Raw genomic sequence first — 18,866 nt, forward strand, 5'->3', positions numbered from 1 at the left:
GACGCCGGTAATATTATTTCTCTCGCGTCCGGCGAAAACTAAAAATAGCACCTGGCCTATTACCGGATATTCACTTTACTCTTGCGGATTTATTATTTCGCCGCGGCAATATTGCCCCTTATAACATTCCCTCACCTGCAAAATAAGAGAATGTTGTTATATGAGCACACTTTCCGTGGATAATCCCGGCACGCTGTCGTCACCGGTCAGTTCGGTAAGCGATGTCGCCCGGTTAATTAATTCTGGCAAGGAACAGGGGCGCTATGCGCGGATGATTGTCTTTCTCGCCCTCGGTGGGGTATTCCTCGACGCCTATGATCTCACCACGCTGTCCTACGGTATTGACGATGTGGTCCGTGAATTTCAGTTATCCCCGTTACTGACTGGCGTCGTGACCTCGTCAATTATGGTGGGGACCATTGTCGGCAATATTATTGGCGGCTGGCTAACCGATAAATACGGCCGTTATTCGGTCTTTATGGCGGATATGCTGTTTTTCGTGGTGTCCGCTATTGCCGCCGGGCTGGCGCCGAATGTCGGGGTATTGATCGGCGCCCGGTTTTTAATGGGCATCGGGGTGGGAATCGATTTACCGGTGGCAATGTCCTACCTGGCCGAATTTTCAAAATTTTCCGGCAAAGGCAATAAAGCCGCCCGCCTCGCCGCCTGGTGCCCCATGTGGTATGCCGCCTCCACGGTATGCTTCCTGGTGATTTTTGTCCTCTGGGCGCTGCTGCCCGCCGGGCACAGTGACTGGTTGTGGCGGGCTTCCTTACTGTTTGGGGCGGTCCCGGCCTTGTTGATAGTCGCCGTGCGCAGCCGGTTTATGAATGAATCACCACTGTGGGCGGCCAACCAGGGGGACTTAGCCGGTGCGGCGCGGATCTTGCGCGAGTCCTATGGCATTCAGGCCCACGCGGCCCCGGCCCCGGATAGCGCCCCGCCGCCAAAGGTCAGCTTTCGGGTACTGTTCCAAAAGCCCTACCGGGAGCGAACGATGGTCGCCTCGGTGATGAATGTCTGTATTGCCTTTGAGTACACCGCCATCGCCTTTTTCCTGCCCACCATCCTGGCGCAGTTCCTTGGTGCCGGGGTATTTGAAACCATTTCCGCCTCTCTGGGGCTAAATGCCCTGTTCGCCTTCACCGGCGGGTTGTTAGGGATGCGGCTGGCCTGGAAATTCCCCTCCCGCCACGTGGCCATTGCCGGCTTTGCCCTGCAGTTTATTGCCCTGATCGCCCTCGCCCTGCTGGGCCACCCCAGCGGCAGTCTTGCGGTTGTGCTGGCGGTGGCGATGCTCGGGCTCTGGCTGTTTGCCGAAGGCTTTGGCCCTGGCGCCCAGTTGATGATCTATCCGGCACTGTCGTACCCCACGGCTATCCGGGCTACCGGCCTCGGGTTCAGCCGCGCGCTGTCCGGGGTGGGCAGTGCCCTGGCGCTGTTTATTCTGCCCCAGCTCCAGGCGGCGCTGGGGCCCAATATGCTCTGGATTGTGGCCCTGAGCGCCATCATCCCTATCGTTTTTCTGCTGGCGGTACGTTATGAACCCACCCGCCAGGATATTGATATCACCCCGGAGACCCCACAATGACAACTACCGCCACCGATACCGATTACCACTTACTGGCCCAGCCCTTCCGGCCAATTTTTGACCGCATTGCCGCCGGTAATGTCGCCAGAGAGCACCAGCGGATCCTGCCCGGAGAGGCAATCCGCTGGCTAAAAGAGGCCGGGTTTGGCGCCTTGCGCATTGCGAAAATTGACGGCGGCGCCGGGGCCACCTTGCCCCAGCTATTACAGCTGTTTACTGAACTGGCCGAGGCCGATGCCAACGTGCCCCAGGCATTGCGCGGCCACTTCGCCTTTGTGGAGGATCTGCTCAACCAGCCGGACTCCCCCCGCAAACAGCGCTGGTTGCGGCGTATTGTCGCCGGTGAGCTGCTGGGCAATGCCTGGAGTGAAACCGGGTCCGTTAAACTGGGTGAAACCGCCACCACGGTGACCCCCACCGCCAGCGGCTGGCAGCTGAACGGCGAAAAATTTTACAGCACCGGCAGCCTGTTTGCTGACTGGATCGACGTACTGGCCCGGCGCAGTGACACCCAGGAAATCGTTATTGCCGTGGTCAGCACTCACCAGCCCGGGGTGCAGCGGGAAGATAACTGGGATGGCTTTGGCCAGCGGCTAACCGGCAGCGGCACCACCCGTTTCGACAACGCCCACGTGGACACCGACCAGGTGACGCCGTTCAGCGAGCGCTTTCGCTACCAGACGGCGTTTTATCAGCATGTGTTGCTGGCCACCCTGGCCGGTATTGCCCGGGCGGTCACCCGGGATGCTGCCCGGGGGGTTCGCGATCGTACCCGGGTATACAGTCACGGTAATGGCGGGGCCGTGCGCCAGGATGCTCAGGTATTACAGGTGGTGGGGGAAATCAGCGCCTGGAGCTTTGCCACGCAAGCCAGCGCCCAGCGGGCGGCCCTCAGCTTGCAGCGTGTCTGGGAGCAGCGCCACCGGCCAGACGCAGAAGTGGCGCTGCTCAATCAGATTGCCGAGGTAGAAGCAGACCAGGCCCAGGTGGTGGCCACAGAGCTGGTTCCCCGGGCAGCCACCCATCTGTTTAACGCCCTGGGCGCGTCAGATACCCGCAAAGCCGGGGCGCTGGATCGCCACTGGCGCAACGCCCGCACCGTGGCCTCTCATAATCCGGTGATTTATAAAGCCCGTATTGCCGGCGAGTGGCTGGTTAACGGTACGCCGCCGGTCTTTATCTGGCAGATTGGCCAGGGGGATCATTACCGGGAACAGGAGAACCAGGCGCTGGCGCAATAAACCAGTGGCCTGACACCGTGCCGGGGCGATGCCCCGGTATTACCGGCCTGATAACGTGCGGGGAAGGAAAGTGACGGGCAGGCATAACCAATAAAAATAAGGGCGACAACCTTTTCGCCCTTAGCAGAGAACGGTAATAGCGGCCGGGGGAACGCCCCATTGCGCAGCCAGGCACAGCTCATCCCAGTAAAGTTCCCGCCGCAGGCGGTGGCTAGTCTTCATCACGCTCCCAGAACCAGGCCGGATCAACCGTGGCAATATCCACCCCATACAGGGCGGCGGCGGGCAACACCGCCGCAATGATTTTGTCCCGGTCGATAACCGGCCGGGCCGCTACTGGCCGGGAGGCATAGCCCCCCAGCAGACGAGTAATTAATGTCAATATCATGTCAGTCTCCTGGTTGCGATAACGCTATTTCAGCGCACCTTATCCCCAAAACAAAATGCCGATTTCAACTGAGTATCTGCAACCAGCGCAATAGCACTCAGGCGCTGCCAATACGCCACTGATAGCCAGGTTCGCTGCCGTTTACTGCATAATCACCGACAATCCGCGCCTTATAGACCCAGGGATTATGTGACACCAGGGTGCGGGCATTGCGCCAGTGGCGGTCCAGCCCGGCGGACTGGGCCGTCGCCGATGCCCCCAGGGCATCAAACAAACGGGTGACCGCGTCCAGCACCAGCCCGGAGACCACCGTTTGCCCCTGGGCCACTTCCAGCTCGGCCTGCTGGTTAGCCAGATCCCGCCCGGGCTCATCACTGGCCGCCGCCCGGGAGAGCGCCCGGGCCCCCTGCTGAACAATCGCCCCGGCGCCGTAGGCGGCGCTCTGCACCTGGCCGACAACCTGTAAAATCTGCGGGTCCAGCGCTGCCCGGTTACCGTTACCGTGGGAATAGCTGCGCTGGCGATGGCGCACCGCCGCCGCAACCTCTGCCGCCGCCGCCCGGGCAATACCGGTAAGGGTCGCCAGATGGTAAAGCTGATAAAACGCCGGTTCCGATGAGCTGGCCTGCTGATGGCGGGTAATATCCGCCGCTGCCACCGGCACATCCACAAAGCGCGTGGTCCCGCTGGCCGTCAGCCGCTGGCCAAAGCCATGCCAGTCATCCACCACCTCAACCCCTGGATGGTGGCGATCGACCACCACATTGACCCATTCCCCTTCCGGGTCACTGACCCCGACATTGATCCAGTCCGCGTACAGCGATCCGGTGGTGTAATATTTTTCACCGTTCAGCAGGAAATCATCCCCCTGGGGGGTGATCCGGGTCGAAAAGGTGCCCTGGCGGGCGTTGCCGGTTTCGCTCCAGGCGTTGCCTACCCACGCTCCCCGGGCGATATGCGGCAGCCAGCGGGCGCATTTTTCACTGTCCGGCGCGGCCAGCACACTCTCAGTGAAACCAAAATGGGCCCGCAGGCTCTGGGTCACGTTGGCGTCCGCTTCAGACAGCTCACTCAGCAGGGCAAATAACTGCTCGAGGGTGGCGCCATAGCCGCCCTGTTCTCTGGAGAGCCTAAGAGCCCCGAAGCGCAGCGCCTTCAGCCAGTTCAGCGGTTCAAATAACAGCGCCCGCTGTTGCTCCCGGGCCAGGGCGCCGTCGCGAATGCGGGCAAATACCGGGCGAAATTCCGCCGCCAGGGCCTGATAGTCAGCATCCCCGGGGCCACCCCAGGCGGACCAAATCTGTGTCATCGGTTACCTCATCAACGGTTATCAACCGGCGCGTGGCCGGGGCAGAGAAAAGCAGGCCAGGGAGGGCGCGGAGAGTGTATAAGCGGAGCGGTGGGTTTATTTTCCAGTGCAGTCTCATGGCGGCCCCTTAGCCGGTTACCTGATTGGAACGCCACTCTACGGTAACGAGCTCGGGCCGCTAAATAACAAATAATCAATATGTTATTAACTTAATGGAAATGCATTACGCCTCGGGTATGAACAACCTCCCCCTGGCGGCGCACAGTGGGTAAAGCAACACCTCCGCGCGCTGTTTATACTGTGGGCTACGCCGTCCTCCGGCGGATGACGGGAGCAGGCTAACGTCAATGCGATGTCTTCCCGGTGCCGCACCCGGCACCACACCCAGTACAACAAGAGGCCATAACGCGCTCATGCTATTTATTTTGCTCATCGCTATTGCGGTGGTGGCGGTTGCCCTGTGGCTGCGCCATCCCCAATATGCCGCGCCAAAGGTAACCTTTACGGCGGACACCCCCAACTACCGTAACGGGCAATTTTATAATGATCCGCAATACGCGCCGCGTACCCCCTCCCCGGGCACCACTACCAGCCGCTGGGCGCTGTGGTATCAGTTCCTGTTCGGCAAGGATCCGGGCAGCATCCCGGCGCAGCCACTCCCGGCACAAAAAACCGATTTGTTACAGCTCGATCCACAGCGCAATGTGATTATCTGGATGGGGCATTCGAGCTATTTTATTCAGTTAAACGGGTTACGTTTCCTGGTTGATCCGGTATTCAGCCGCAGCGCATCGCCGGTGCCCGGCACTAACCGGGCCTTTGCGGGCAGTACGGTATATCAGGCTGCGGATATCCCCGCCATTGATTATCTGCTGATCAGTCACGACCACTGGGACCACCTCGACTACCCGAGCATTAAGGCGCTGGGGGATAAAATCCGCCATATCGTTACCCCCCTTGGGGTGGGCGCTTATTTCCGCCGCTGGGGATTCCCGGCAGACCGGATCAGCGAAGGCAACTGGTTCAGTGTGGTGAGTGGCCCGGGGGCCAAGATCCATATTCTGCCCACCCGCCATTTCTCTGGCCGGCTGCTGGAGCGCAACCAAACCCTGTGGGGCTCATTTGCGCTGCAAACCCCAGACCGGCGTATCTATCTGGGGGGTGACAGCGGCTATGGCCGCCACTTCGCCGCCATTTATCAACATCTCGGCCCGGTGGATGTGGCCATTCTGGAGTGTGGCCAGTACGATGCCAACTGGGCCAGTATCCACATGACCCCGGAGCAAACCGCCCAGGCGGCGGACGATCTGCACGCCGGGGCATTATTTCCGGGCCATAACAGTAAATTTAAGCTGGCCCACCACCCCTGGCGCGACCCGCTGGAGCGGATCAGCCACATTGCTGAAAGCAAACCCTGGCGGCTGCTGACACCGTACATCGGCCAGACGGTGGCGCTGGATGATCCCCGGCAGTCGTTCACCCCCTGGTGGCGCCAGTTGCCCTGACCGACAGTTCCCTTTCTGTGCCATTGACTGGTCAATTTATGTATTAATTTCAGCAATGGCATTATCATCTCGTCGTTTCTTGTGACGAATTTCAAATTAATGCCCCTTAAAGCACTATGCCAATTACCGATTAATGAATTTTTTGCATAAGGTCTAGTACCTCCGGCTGGTTAATCTCGCCGGTAAGTAATGCTAATCTTTGTTCCTGTATCCGTAGCAGGGTTCCGTATGCGATTCATTCTCAACCCCTTAGCCGCTGGTATCACACTATTACTGATTATGCTGATGAATAATGGTGCGCAGGCCGCCCCGTTGATTACTCAACAGGCAGGTCATACCCTCGTGGTAGCCAGTGCAGAAGCAATGCAACAGGACAATATCCGTGCAGAATTGTCCTCCGAAACCGATTGCCGTTTATTTACCGCTTATAAATCACAATCGCCGGTAATAAATAACCGGGGTCAGGGAAGCAGACCACTTAATTATTGATAGCCGCATGGCGGTTATTTAACCGCTAATAAAATAACCGACTGCCAGATATCTGTGCCTATCGGACGGCATTCTATTCATTAAATTTACAACACTTTTTTACTAACCCTTTCATTAACGCGCGTGGTGACGATGATGGTGACACTGGAAAGCCTTATTACTGAAGTCGCTGAATGGATTGAAAAAAATATCCATAAGCCCCTGACAATTGATGATGTCGCGGCCCATGCTGGCTATTCTAAATGGCACCTGCAGCGGGTATTTTTTAAAGTAAAACATGTCGGGCTCGGCACCTGGATCCGCAACCGCAAACTGGCACATGCCGCCCATGATCTTATTCACAGCCAAGATAACGTGATTGATATCTGTTTTCGCTATGGGTATGACTCCCAGCAGTCCTTTAGCCGGACATTTTCTAAGCGCTACCACGTACCGCCATTTAAATTTCGCAAATTAAATACCCCGGCGGCATTTTGCACAGCGGAATGCCACCAGCAGCATTAATTACCCGGCGCGGACTATTCCAGCCACCTTGTTGAGAGAATAATAATGAAAATAACTGTGGCGCCAGCGTCGCTGGCATTGCTTTGTCTTTTTTCCAGCCTGCTGGGGCTGGCGGCCTGCCATGATACCGCCCAGGACACGGCGGCCAGCGCGGCGCCGGAAGTCATTGTTGAACCCGTGGTAGCAGCACCGCTTACCCTGACCAGTGACCTGCCCGGCCGCGCCGTCCCCTTCCGGGTGGCGGAGATCCGCCCCCAGGTCTCCGGCATTATTCTGCACCGCGATTTTACCGAAGGCCGTGATGTGAAGGCCGGGCAACCGCTTTACCATATTGACCCGGCGCCGTTTATTGCCGCTGAGGCCGCCGCCCGGGCGCAGTTGTCCCGGGCCGAGGCGGCCGCCAGCCTGGCACAGGCTACCCTGTCCCGCTATCGCGCCCTGTCCGGCCAGCACTATATTAGCCGCCAGGACCTGGACCAGGCCGGGGCCACCGCGCACCAGGCCCAGGCGGATATTGATGCTGCCCGGGCTGCCCTGACCGCCGCCCGGATCGATCTCGGCCACAGCGTGATCACCGCCCCACTTACCGGGCGTATCGGGTTATCCGCCATCACCGAAGGCGCCCTGGTGGAAAATGGCCAACCCACGGCCCTGTCAACGGTGCAGCAACTGGACCCGATATATATTGATATTATCCAGCCCGGCGAGCGCTTCCTCAGCCTGCAACATGCCCTTGCCAGCGGTAAGCTGGTCCAGCAGGACGGCCACGCCCAGGTGCGTATCCTGATGCAGGACGGCAGCGACTATCCGCTGACCGGCACCCTGGCGTTTTCCGATGTCACCGTTGACCAAACCACCGGCGCCATCACCCTGCGGGCCATTGTGCCCAACCCGCACCATCTGCTGTTGCCGGGGATGTTTGTCCGCGCCCGACTGATTGAGGGCACCGATCCCGGGGCTATCCTGGTGTCCCAGAAAGCCATCACCCGCACCCCGCGCGGGGAGGCCACCACCCTGGTGGTGGATAACCACAATAAGGTGGTCTTGCGCGATTTAACCATTGGCCGGGCGGTAGGCGATCGCTGGCAGGTCACTGCCGGGCTGCGCCCCGGAGAGCGGGTGATTGTCGAAGGCCTGCAACGCGCCGTTCCGGGCAGTACCGTTACCCCCAAAACACGGGATGTGAACACCCCACGCCCAACGCTTCATCCTTCAGTACAGGGATAATCACTGATGTCCAGTTTCTTTATTAACCGCCCCATTTTTGCCTGGGTGCTGGCAATTATTATTATGCTCGCCGGGGCAATTGCTATTACCAGCCTGCCGGTAGAGCAATACCCGGATGTCGCCCCCACGGCGGTACAAATCCGGGTTAACTACCCCGGGGCCGATGCCGCCACGCTGCAAAATACCGTGACCCAGGTTATCGAACAGAACATGACCGGGCTGGACGGCCTGATGTATATGTCCTCCAGCAGTGATGCTTCCGGTACCCTGCAAATCACCCTGTCGTTTAAAAACGGTACCGATCCAGATATCGCCCAGGTGCAGGTGCAAAACAAACTGCAGCTCGCCACCCCGCTGCTGCCCCAGGAGGTTCAACAACAGGGGATCACCGTGATGAAGTCCTCCAGCACCTTCTTTCTGGTCCCGGCGTTTGTTGACCAGACCGGGCGGATGAGCATGGAAGACATCGCGGATTTTGTTGCCTCGACCCTGAAAGATCCCATCAGCCGTATTGACGGTGTCGGGGATAGCACCCTGTTTGGCGCCCAATACGCGATGCGTATCTGGCTGAATGCCAATAAGCTTAATGACTATCAACTCACACCGGTGGACGTTAACCAGGCCATTACCAGCCAGAATGCCCAGATTGCCGCCGGGCAATTGGGTGGCGCGCCGGCAGATAAAGGCCAGCAACTCAATGCCTCGATCATTGCCCAGACCCGCCTGACCTCCCCGGAGGAGTTTGGCAATATTCTGCTCAAGGTGAACAGCGACGGTTCCCAGGTGCGGCTGCATGATGTTGCGCGGGTTGAACGCGGCGGTGAGAACTACAACTTCGTGGTGAAATATAACGGCATGCCTGCGGCGGCGCTGGGGATCCAGCTGGCGACCGGCGCCAATGCGATGGACACCGCGCAAGCCATCCGGGATAAGTTCGCCCAGCTGACGCCGTTTTTCCCTCCGGGGCTGAAAATCGTCTATCCCTACGACACTACACCGTTTATTAATATTTCGATCCATGAGGTAGTTAAAACACTGTTTGAGGCCATCATCCTGGTGTTCCTGGTGATGTACCTGTTTTTACAGAGCCTGCGGGCCACCCTGATCCCGACCATTGCAGTACCGGTGGTGTTACTGGGTACCTTCGGGGTCCTCAGCGCCCTGGGTTACTCGATTAATACGCTGACCATGTTCGGGATGGTGCTGGCTATCGGCCTGCTGGTGGACGATGCCATTGTGGTGGTTGAAAACGTCGAGCGCGTCATGGCCGAGGAAGGCCTCAAGCCCCGGGCCGCCACCCGTAAATCCATGGGCCAGATCCAGGGGGCGCTGGTGGGGATAGCCCTGGTGTTATCCGCTGTCTTTATTCCGATGGCCTTCTTCGGGGGCAGTACCGGGGTTATCTACCGCCAGTTTTCCATTACTATCGTCTCGGCAATGGTGCTGTCGGTACTGGTGGCGCTGACCCTGACCCCGGCGCTGTGCGCCACCCTGCTGAAACCGGCGAAGCCCGGCGAGCATGGCGGGCAGCGCGGCCTGTTCGGCTGGTTTAATCGCCGCTTCGAACACAGCACCCGCCACTATGTGCGCGTGGTGGCCAGGATGCTTAACGGCACCGGCCGTTATCTGCTGCTGTATGTGGTGATTGTCGGCGGAATGGCGTGGTTGTTTATGCGCCTGCCGACGGCGTTTCTGCCTTCAGAAGATCAGGGGGTGTTTGCCACCCAGGCACTGTTGCCCGCCGGTGCCACCCAGGCGCGAACGGAAAAGGTGCTCGACCAGATAACCGATTATTACCTGAAAACTGAGCAGGCCAACGTGCGCAGCGTGCTGACCGTCAACGGTTACGGTTTTGCCGGGCGCGGCCAGAATATCGGCATCGCCTTTGTCGGCCTCAAAGACTGGGATGTCCGGGATGGGATTGAAAATGGCGTGGATGCGATTGCCGCCCGGGCAAACAAGGCATTCTCTGCCATTCTCGACGCCCAAATCGCCGCCTTCAACCTGCCGCCGATTATCGCGCTGGGTAACGCCACCGGTTTTGACTTTGAGCTTATCGACCAATCCGGCCTGGGCCATGACGCCCTGATGGCGGCCCGCAATCAGCTGCTGCAAATGGCGGGACAACATCCGGATGTGTTAATGGCGGTGCGGCCCAACGGCATGGAAGACACCCCGCAATTTAAGGTCAATATTGATCAAGAGAAAGCCCGGGCCCTGGGGCTCTCGCTGGATGATATCAACAATACTCTGAGCACCGCCTGGGGCGGCAGCTACGTTAATGACTTTATTGATCGCGGCCGGGTGAAAAAAGTTTATGTGATGAGTGAATCCCACTACCGGATGATGCCGGACGATCTTAACGACTGGTATGTGCGGGCGGCGGACGGGAAAATGGTGCCCTTCGCCAGCTTTGCCAGCGCCGCGTGGATCTACGGCTCACCGCGCCTGGAACGCTATAACGGCCTGTCATCGCTGGAGATCCTCGGCCAGCCTGCTCCGGGGCGCAGTTCCGGTGAGGCGATGGCGTTAATGGCCCAGATGGCCAGCCAACTGCCGAAAGGTATCGGCTTCGACTGGACCGGGATGTCCTATCAGGAGCGGCTCAGTGGCCAGCAGGCCCCGGCATTATATGCGCTCTCCCTGGTGGTGGTCTTCCTGTGTCTGGCGGCGTTGTATGAGAGCTGGTCTATCCCGTTCTCGGTAATGTTAGTGGTGCCGCTGGGGGTCGTCGGCGCCCTGCTGGCTACCACCCTGCGCGGGCTGAATAATGACGTTTACTTTGTGGTGGGGCTGTTGACCACCATTGGGCTGGCGGCGAAAAACGCCATCCTGATCGTCGAGTTTGCCAATGACATGATGATGAAAGAAGGCAAAAGCATTATCGAGGCCACCCTGGAGGCCGCCCAGATGCGCCTGCGGCCGATCCTGATGACCTCGCTGGCGTTTATCCTCGGGGTACTGCCGCTGGCGATGGGCAGCGGCGCAGGCTCTGGCGCCCAGAACGCGGTGGGAACCGGGGTAATTGGCGGGATGATTGCCGCCACCCTGTTAGCAATTTACTTTGTGCCGGTATTTTTTGTGGTGGTACGCCGCCGCTTCCCGGTCAAACCCCATGACGAGGACAACGGCTAAACCGCGACGATAACACCGGATACCCGCCGGCGGGCTCAGAGGCCTGCCGGACGCGGTACTTCAATATAATTCCCGTCGATATCTTTCTGGTAATAACTGCCGTTGCGCACGTAATAGGTTAACCCGCCGATAATCAGCGCGGTCGCAAGGCCGGGTAACACGCTATAGCGATGGGGCGGGCCAATATCCGCAACATCTTCATAATTCTCTCCGTATGCCCCGGCGCTCTGGGATTATTCAGCCTGTACAAAGGGCCTGACGGGGCGCACAATTTTACCGGTATCACCCGTACGGTGTGATGCCCCTTTTTCAACAATAGTTTCCCGTGATAGTTTTCAAGGCAGCCGCCGGCCTGACGGCGCGTAATAAGGCAAATTGCATGAGCGATAAATCAACTGAACTTCATGCCCCCTTTGGGACAATTTTAGGTTATGCGCCGGGTGGCGTGGCGATCTACTCTTCAGATTACAGCAGCGTCAATCGCGAGGAATTCCCGGATGATGCCGCCTTCAGAAACTATCTCAACAGCGAATATATGGGTTACAAATGGCAGTGTGTGGAGTTCGCCCGGCGCTTTTTGTACCTCAATTACGGCGTGGTGTTCACCGATGTCGGGATGGCCTATGAGATTTTTGCGCTACGCTTTTTACGCCAGGTGGTCAACGACGACATTTTACCCCTCCAGGCGTTTGCCAACGGTAGCCAGCGGGCACCGGTTCCCGGTTCGCTGCTTATCTGGGATGAAGGCGGTGAATTCAACCGGACCGGCCACGTGGCGATTATTACCCAAGTCTGTCATACCCGGGTGCGTATTGTCGAACAGAATGTGATTCACTCCGCCCTGCCCACCGGCCAGCAATGGACCCGGGAACTGCCGCTGGAGAATCGTGACGGTCACTATTATTTGCACGACACCTTCGACGACACCACCCTGCTCGGCTGGATGATCCAGACATCCGATACCCAATATAGCCTGCCGGCGCCGCAAACCGACACCCGGCTACTGGGGATCCACAGTGCCAGCATTCCCCAGCAGGGACAGTTTGACGGCCAGTGGCTCGATACCACCGATCCGGTTGAGAGCGCCTATGTTCAGGCTAATGGCCACACCATTAATGCCAATCCCTGCCACTACTACACCATTTCAGAAAGCGCAGAGCAGGCGCTGATTCAGGCCACCAACGAAGTCCATCTGATGTACCTGCACGCCACCGATAAGGTGATGAAAGATGACAACCTGCTGGCGCTGTTTGATATTCCCAAAGTGTTATGGCCCCGGCTGCGCCTCTCCTGGCAGCAGCGTCGCCATCATATGATAACCGGGCGGCTGGATTTCTGTATGGATGAGCGCGGCCTCAAAGTGTACGAGTACAATGCGGATTCGGCCTCCTGCCATACCGAAGCAGGCCTGATCCTTGAGAAATGGGCGCGTCAGGGTGGTATTAGCGGCGGTGACAACCCCGGTGAACATTTGCTGGATGCCCTGGCGGCCACCTGGAAACACAGCCAGGCCCGCCCTTTTGTGCATCTGTTGCAGGATGATGATGTCGAAGAAAATTACCACACCCTGTTTATGCAACGCGCCCTGACCAAAGCCGGGTTTGACAGCAAGATCCTGCGCGGCCTGGGGGAATTACAGTGGAGCGCCACCGGACAGTTGATCGACGGGGATGGCCGGGAAGTCAACTGCGTGTGGAAAACCTGGGCCTGGGAAACCGCCCTTGATCAGCTCCGGGCCGAAAGCGAAGGTGAACCGGCGGCGCTCTCTATCCGTACCGGGCACCCTCAGCACAACGTGCGGCTAATGGATGTCTTATTACGCCCGGAAGTGCTGGTGTTTGAACCCTTGTGGACCGCCATCCCCAGTAATAAGGCCATTTTGCCGATCCTCTGGTCGCTCTTCCCCCACCACCGTTACCTGCTGAATGCCGACTTTGCGCTGAATGACGAACTGATCAATAGCGGTTACGCAGTCAAACCTATTGCCGGACGCTGCGGGAGCAATATCGGCCTGGTCCAGCAGAGTGAAGTGCTGGATGAAACCAGCGGTAAATTCTCCCACCAGACCAATATTTACCAGCAGTTGTGGTGCCTGCCGAAGGTGGACAACCGTTATATTCAGGTCTGTACCTTCACCACCGGTGGCCACTATGGCGGCGCCTGCCTGCGTACTGACCCGACCCTGGTGATTAAAAAAGAGAGTGATATTGACCCACTGCGCATCCTCGAAGACGCACAATTTCTTAACCGTTAATGTCCCTTCCCCCGGCAGCCATTGTCGGGGGGTTCCTGGGAATCCCCCCTCCCTGTCCTTCGCATAAAATAACCCGTTACCAGCGCATTTATTGCTAAGCAATTATTCAACTAAATAGCTACCAACCGCCCATCACTGCTGCTGTTTAACAAAAAATGCATTTTAGCCCGCAAATATTCTTAAAAATTAAGGTTTCCTTAAGCATTGTTGCTAACATAAATCTGCTTTTTTAAAAAAAGGAGATCATTGTGCAACTACAGCTCGGCGCCGCAATTGGTAAAGGCCGTCACCGGCAGTGTTTTGTTCATCCCGATAATAAAGATCTTTGCATTAAAGTGGTACATTCACTGGAGCACGGTGGTGATAAAGAATTACGCAGAGAACTTCGTTATTATCGTCACCTTGAGCAACGCGCGATTAGCTGGGAGATAGTGCCACGCCATTATGGCGAGGTTGCCACTGATCAGGGTACCGGATATATCTATGATTTAGTTCGCGATTATAATGGCGACACGTCCCGCGACCTCGGTCATTATCTGAAGCTGGGGCAAAAAAGCGGTGATTTTAACTGGCTGACGCCACTGCTGGCTGCGCTGCGCATCCAGCTGGAAAAGGATCGCATTGTCACCATGACCCTGAAACCGGGCAATATCCTGGTAAAACGGCTCAGTGAAAACCACGCGTTGCTGGTGATTGTTGATAATATTGGTGAGGCCAGTTTGATCCCGGCGGCGTCCTATTCCCGTTATTTTTATAACAAAAAAATGGACCGTATCTGGCGTCGCTTTATGATTCTGCTGGAAAAGTACGGCTATCGTGCCCCGGAAGATATCATGCTCCCCGGCATTGATAAACAGCAACTGCATGGCCTGGCCGTTAGTAACCATTTTGGGTTACCGGCACCGCACTAAGGGTATTATTCCCCGCGCCTTTCTTCGAGCGAATAATTAACCGGATGCCAGCGCGTCCGGTTTATTTCCTTCACCACAAGCCAGTCCACTATAAGATATTAGCCGGGACGCGTGCGGGCCAGTTGTCCACCGCTGACAATCAGCCATACCGCAATACCGACCACTGTCGCCCCGCCGATAAATCGGCTGTTCAGGGTTTCCCCCAGCACCAGATATCCCCACAATAGCGCAAACGGCGGGATTAAAAATGTCACCGTCAGGGTGCGCAGCGGCCCAATATCCGCAATTAGCCGGAAATAAAGCCTATACGCCAGCGCGGTACACAGCAGGCCCAACGCAATAACTGCCCCCCAAATCTCCCCCTGCCACCAGGGTATTGCCGGGCCGCTCACCAGCGATCCGCCAAAAAAAGGCAATAAAAACAGCGTTGCCCCCAGTTGGCTGCCGAAAGCGAGGATGTTAGGGTCCAGCCCGCCGCGATCGGAAATCCAGCGCCGGGTCAGAAATCCGGCCAGCGCATAACAGCTGGTTGCGGTTAAACAGGCCACCGCACCGGCCAGAATATTGGCCGGTATATGGCCGCCACCGGGCAGAACAATCACCACAATCCCCCCTAACCCCAGTAGTACCCCCAACCACTTGCGGGGGGTCAGCCGTTCACCAAACAGCCCACAACCAATAATCGCCCCCATCAGTGGGGTGGTGGCATTGAAGATTGCCGAGTACCCCGCCGGAACCCATTTTGCCGCCAGGCAATACATAAAGAACGGCACCCCGGAATTAATCACCCCTAATAGCAGTGCGGGCCTGAATTTACCGGCAAAACTTACCGGCGATGGCAAACAGGCCAGCACAGCAGCCAGCCCCAGGGCACCAAATAACACCCGCAGGAATGCGCTATTCAGGGCGCCAAATTCAGGGGCGATAATACGCATAAAAAGAAAGCTGGCCCCCCATAGCGCGGCCAGGGTTAACAAGCGAAGATAATCAGATAACCGCATAAGGACTCCTGTTGGTAGCCGTTTTTCTGCTATAAAAATAAGCGTCGAGGCGCGATACCGGACAACAAGCAGCAGTGTAAAACTGGCCGTTGTGGCCCGACAAACCAGCAATTCTTTGCGCGTTAAGTTTTTCTACTCTATCGCTGATGACCATGATGAAACTGCCACCTTTACATGCGGTAATGTGTTTTGAATCCGTCGCCCGCCACCTGAGTATTAAACTGGCGGCGGAAGAGCTCTGTGTTACCGCCAGCGCGGTAAGCCAGCAAATCGCCAAACTGGAAGATATGCTCAGCACCCGGTTATTTGTCCGCGCTACCCGGCGGCTGGCGTTAACCACTGAGGGGCAGCTTTACCTCGGCGCCATACGCCCGGCACTGCTGCAAATAGCCGCCGCCACCCAGCGCCTGACGGACACTACCGGCCAACAGCGGCTTACCCTCAGTTGCACCAGTGGTTTTGCCATGCAGTGGCTATTGCCCCGGTTACCCGACTGTGAGCGGGCCTGCCCGGCCCTGGAGATCCAGATCAGTACCACCAACCGCCGTGTTGATCTGCTGAGTGAGGGGATCGATTTTGCGGTCAGGCACGGTAGCGGCCAGTATCCGGGCCTGATCGCTGAATGCCTGCTGAACGACAATTTACAGCCGGTATGCAGCCCGCGGCTGATCTCCCCCCGGCAGCCAATATTGTCCCCTCAGGATGTGGCGCACTACCCGCTGTTGCATGATGAGCACCGGCAGGACTGGTCCCTGTGGTTTAGCGCTTGCGGTATCGCCAATGCCGATTCGGCCAGGGGGCCGGTATTTACTGACTCAAACGGCGTGCTGGATGCCGCACTCGCCGGAAAAGGCATCGCCCTTATGCGCCAGGCGCTGGTGGCCAGGGAGTTACAGCAGGGGTTACTGGTCAGCCCGCTGGGCAAGACGCTCGCCGCCCCGCTCGCGTATTACCTGGTTTACGATCCCTCGGCCATGTTACGTAAAGCGGGGCGATGCTTCAGGGACTGGATCACCGCCGCCGCCCTGGCCAGCCACCATCGTTACCCCGGTTGATCCAGCCGTGCGGCGTTCCCCGCCTCTCCCGCACAACGTGCCAGACTAAAGGAAACGGATCGGCTAACAGGGGGAACAATGAACTATCCGGCTGTGATTCTCTGTTTGTCTGCGGGGCTGCTGCTGTCGGGGTGTGACAGTAATAAGCGCCATATTGAGCAGGTGCTGCGCTGTGGCTACGCGGTTGATACCCTGGGCGATGAGGCCGCCAGAACAGAATACCACCGTAATGAACGGGCGGCCCTCGGCGGTAAGCTGCCGGTTATCGATCGTTACCCGTTAATGCGTTTTGGGCAGTACGCCAGAGAGGACCGCGATAGCACTCAGGCGCTGCTGGTCAATGAATACAACTCCCGTGGCTGTATGGCGCTGCATCACCAGCCCCCGATTGCCACACAACAAACGCCGCCCGCCATCAATACTGCCGAGGTGCCGATTGTCGAGATGCCGCCACCGGAAAGCGGCGGTCTGCCGTTGCTTTTGCCCCTGATGAGCAATGATGCCTGATACGCGGCGGGGCATTGCCAGCGCGGTGGGCCGCCAGCAGGAATACTGGCGGGAGCCTCGCTATTCGCGCACGGCTGTAATAGCCGTTATTTTAGTCGCGGCCGCCGGACGATAACCGCATCCGGCCCCAGCCCCGCATATTTGCCGAACATCAGCGCTGTCGTCAGCGCGACGGGCATCACGGGGAGGCGACATCTGATGCGCCGCAGCGGCGCCTGCTCTACCGGACGATCCTCTGCCCCCTGGCGGGAGCAGTCCGGGCAAACCCAGCCCTGCGGGCAGTGCCGCCAGCCCGCCTGATGGGCCAGTGAGAACAGCCGTTCGGCGCTTTCCAGCACCGATTGCCGGGTGCCTTCCGCCACAATATTCAGTGAATTTCCGTCGCAGCCTACTGTGCCAGACGTCTGGTTATAAACTTCACCACCTGTTATACAGCGCAACGTTATATGTACAGCCATGATCAACATCCTTGAAAGTTGCAATTTATCCAGCCGGCAGATACCGGGCCCAGCGCACTCACGGCACATACCAGCCAGGAGCCCAGCGCCATTGCACGCTACGTCGCACTGAATGTAGCACAGCCCCCGGCGGATGCTGGCCGGCTCGCGAAATTCGCATTAATTGCAGTGCCAAATGACACAGGCGGATCACGCAATTGCCATGATGGCTTCCATACTGATAGTACCGCGGGGTAATACTCTGCCGGACAGTATGATTCTGATGACAGGGAGGTCCAGTGAAATACCTGATAGCAATGATATGGGGTATCGGTACCCTACTGCTCGCGGGCTGTGACAATCAATCCCGCCATGTGGAACAATTGTTGCGCTGCAATCTGGCGGTGGAGGCATTGGGAAGCCCCCAGGCGAAGAAAAATTTTGCCCGTAACGAAGTCACCGTATTTACCAGCCAGATGCAGGATATTACCCCTGATGAACTGCTGGTGCTGGACAGCCTGGCGCGGGAGGAGCTGAAATCCCCTTCCCTGACCGCCCGTAACCAGCTGGTGCGGATGGTCGCCACCTGGAATAGCCAGGCGTGTATGGACTTACACCAGCAGGCGGCCATTTCGGGGAGCCAACTACAGCACTTGCTCGGGGGATGAGCTATGTCGACATCAGGTGGTGTCTACGGGATAGCGAGTACAACATCTCAGCGTTATGCCCCAGACCTTGATTTATAGGTTCAAAAAACAGAGCCAGAAACACCAGCTGTAATTGAAGGAAAAATGACATGCTCAATTATTAAACATAATATTACGCCATCATTTTTTCAAACTGCGATATGGAAACATTCGGAGCGCAAGCCATCACGTGCTGGAAATAAACATATACTAGATGGTTACATCCTTTATTATGCCAGGTGGTTATTTTGTGTACTAACACTAAAGATTTTATGAAGTAAGAATATACACATTAACATAAGGCGATTTATATTATTTGTTAAAAGCGTCCCAATAATAATAATTTTAATGATTTTTTTATAGCAAATCCAATTGATGCTATGTACTATTGATTAATCAGTGGAATCTCGAATGAGTGATGAACAATGAAAGTCAATTTAACTGGTGCTGTTGGTGGCGGAAATTTTGGTGATGAGTTTATTTTAAGGAAGGTGCGAACAAGTTCCTGATATGAGATCATCATATTAATCCGGAGCGCATCCCAGAGGGACATCATGAGCCATCAACTCACCTTCGCCGATAGTGAATTCAGCACTAAGCGCCGTCAGACCCGAAAAGAGATTTTC

18 protein-coding genes and 1 pseudogene are annotated in these 18,866 nt (G+C 57.2%); 13 read left to right on the top strand and 6 right to left on the bottom strand.

What is annotated here, in order from left to right:
* Positions 1-160: 160 nt before the first annotated feature.
* Positions 161-1,591, top strand: a complete 1,431-nt coding sequence (locus F9C28_RS14470; RefSeq protein WP_199016061.1) for an MFS transporter — start codon at positions 161-163, stop codon at positions 1,589-1,591.
* Positions 1,588-2,832 carry an acyl-CoA dehydrogenase family protein gene (locus F9C28_RS14475; RefSeq protein WP_199016062.1) on the top strand — a complete coding sequence of 415 codons (1,245 nt, stop codon included), beginning with the start codon at positions 1,588-1,590 and terminating at the stop codon, positions 2,830-2,832. Before F9C28_RS14470 ends, F9C28_RS14475 begins: the two co-directional genes overlap by 4 nt.
* On the opposite strand, the gene F9C28_RS14480 is transcribed toward F9C28_RS14475, so the two are convergent.
* The 3 genes from F9C28_RS14480 to F9C28_RS14490 all read right to left on the bottom strand — a co-directional run bounded on the left by F9C28_RS14480 (position 2,796) and on the right by F9C28_RS14490 (position 4,529).
* Positions 2,796-3,014, bottom strand: a complete 219-nt coding sequence (locus F9C28_RS14480) for a hypothetical protein (RefSeq protein WP_199016063.1) — start codon at positions 3,012-3,014, stop codon at positions 2,796-2,798. The genes F9C28_RS14475 and F9C28_RS14480 overlap by 37 nt on opposite strands.
* A 29-nt stretch (positions 3,015-3,043) precedes the next feature.
* On the bottom strand, positions 3,044-3,220 hold the full coding sequence (locus F9C28_RS14485) for a hypothetical protein (RefSeq protein ID WP_199016064.1): 177 nt from the start codon (positions 3,218-3,220) through the stop codon (positions 3,044-3,046).
* Between the two features lie 97 nt (positions 3,221-3,317).
* Complete coding sequence (locus F9C28_RS14490) at positions 3,318-4,529, bottom strand: acyl-CoA dehydrogenase family protein (RefSeq protein WP_199016065.1); 1,212 nt, start codon at positions 4,527-4,529, stop codon at positions 3,318-3,320.
* 413 nt (positions 4,530-4,942) lie between these two features.
* Between F9C28_RS14490 and F9C28_RS14495 the strand changes: the two genes are divergently transcribed.
* The 5 genes from F9C28_RS14495 (at position 4,943) to F9C28_RS14515 (ending at position 11,389) form a co-directional block, all read left to right on the top strand.
* The gene (locus F9C28_RS14495) at positions 4,943-6,034 is read left to right on the top strand and encodes an MBL fold metallo-hydrolase (RefSeq protein ID WP_199016066.1); all 1,092 of its coding nucleotides are present in this window, start codon (positions 4,943-4,945) and stop codon (positions 6,032-6,034) included.
* 228 nt (positions 6,035-6,262) lie between these two features.
* Positions 6,263-6,523, top strand: a complete 261-nt coding sequence (locus F9C28_RS14500) for a hypothetical protein (RefSeq protein ID WP_199016067.1) — start codon at positions 6,263-6,265, stop codon at positions 6,521-6,523.
* Between the two features lie 132 nt (positions 6,524-6,655).
* Entirely contained in the window at positions 6,656-7,027 is a 372-nt protein-coding gene (locus F9C28_RS14505) for a helix-turn-helix domain-containing protein (RefSeq protein ID WP_332909422.1), read from the top strand.
* A 45-nt stretch (positions 7,028-7,072) separates the two neighbouring features.
* Positions 7,073-8,254 carry an efflux RND transporter periplasmic adaptor subunit gene (locus F9C28_RS14510; protein ID WP_199016068.1) on the top strand — a complete coding sequence of 394 codons (1,182 nt, stop codon included), beginning with the start codon at positions 7,073-7,075 and terminating at the stop codon, positions 8,252-8,254.
* 6 nt (positions 8,255-8,260) lie between these two features.
* Entirely contained in the window at positions 8,261-11,389 is a 3,129-nt protein-coding gene (locus F9C28_RS14515; RefSeq protein ID WP_199016069.1) for an efflux RND transporter permease subunit, read from the top strand.
* Positions 11,390-11,424: 35 nt separating this feature from the next.
* On the opposite strand, the pseudogene F9C28_RS20560 reads toward F9C28_RS14515, so the two are convergent.
* A pseudogene (locus F9C28_RS20560) lies at positions 11,425-11,571 on the bottom strand (DUF6515 family protein); the annotation flags it as partial.
* A 197-nt stretch (positions 11,572-11,768) separates the two neighbouring features.
* On the opposite strand from F9C28_RS20560, the gene gss reads away from it, so the two are divergent.
* Together gss and F9C28_RS14525 are read left to right on the top strand one after the other, a co-directional pair.
* Positions 11,769-13,643, top strand: a complete 1,875-nt coding sequence (gss, locus tag F9C28_RS14520; RefSeq protein WP_199016070.1) for a bifunctional glutathionylspermidine amidase/synthase — start codon at positions 11,769-11,771, stop codon at positions 13,641-13,643.
* Positions 13,644-13,891: 248 nt separating this feature from the next.
* On the top strand, positions 13,892-14,554 hold the full coding sequence (locus F9C28_RS14525; protein ID WP_199016071.1) for a YrbL family protein: 663 nt from the start codon (positions 13,892-13,894) through the stop codon (positions 14,552-14,554).
* Positions 14,555-14,652: 98 nt separating this feature from the next.
* On the opposite strand, the gene F9C28_RS14530 is transcribed toward F9C28_RS14525, so the two are convergent.
* Entirely contained in the window at positions 14,653-15,555 is a 903-nt protein-coding gene (locus F9C28_RS14530) for a DMT family transporter (protein WP_199016072.1), read from the bottom strand.
* A 155-nt stretch (positions 15,556-15,710) separates the two neighbouring features.
* Between F9C28_RS14530 and gcvA the strand changes: the two genes are divergently transcribed.
* Positions 15,711-16,610, top strand: coding sequence for a transcriptional regulator GcvA (gene gcvA, locus F9C28_RS14535; RefSeq protein WP_199016079.1), 900 nt, complete (start codon positions 15,711-15,713; stop codon positions 16,608-16,610).
* Between the two features lie 78 nt (positions 16,611-16,688).
* Complete coding sequence (locus F9C28_RS14540; protein WP_199016073.1) at positions 16,689-17,117, top strand: hypothetical protein; 429 nt, start codon at positions 16,689-16,691, stop codon at positions 17,115-17,117.
* A gap of 86 nt (positions 17,118-17,203) precedes the next feature.
* Here the strand turns inward: F9C28_RS14540 and F9C28_RS14545 are convergent, their stop codons facing one another.
* Positions 17,204-17,575, bottom strand: a complete 372-nt coding sequence (locus tag F9C28_RS14545; protein WP_199016074.1) for a hypothetical protein — start codon at positions 17,573-17,575, stop codon at positions 17,204-17,206.
* 278 nt (positions 17,576-17,853) lie between these two features.
* On the opposite strand from F9C28_RS14545, the gene F9C28_RS14550 reads away from it, so the two are divergent.
* Positions 17,854-18,222: a hypothetical protein gene (locus F9C28_RS14550; RefSeq protein ID WP_199016075.1), complete on the top strand. Its 369-nt coding sequence runs from the start codon at positions 17,854-17,856 to the stop codon at positions 18,220-18,222.
* 572 nt (positions 18,223-18,794) lie between these two features.
* Positions 18,795-18,866, top strand: a 72-nt coding sequence (locus tag F9C28_RS20175; RefSeq protein ID WP_227274730.1) for a hypothetical protein, incomplete at its 3' end; no start/stop codon positions are given.

Origin of the sequence: Shimwellia pseudoproteus, assembly GCF_016415625.1 — a bacterium.
Lineage (GTDB): Bacteria > Pseudomonadota > Gammaproteobacteria > Enterobacterales > Enterobacteriaceae > Shimwellia > Shimwellia pseudoproteus.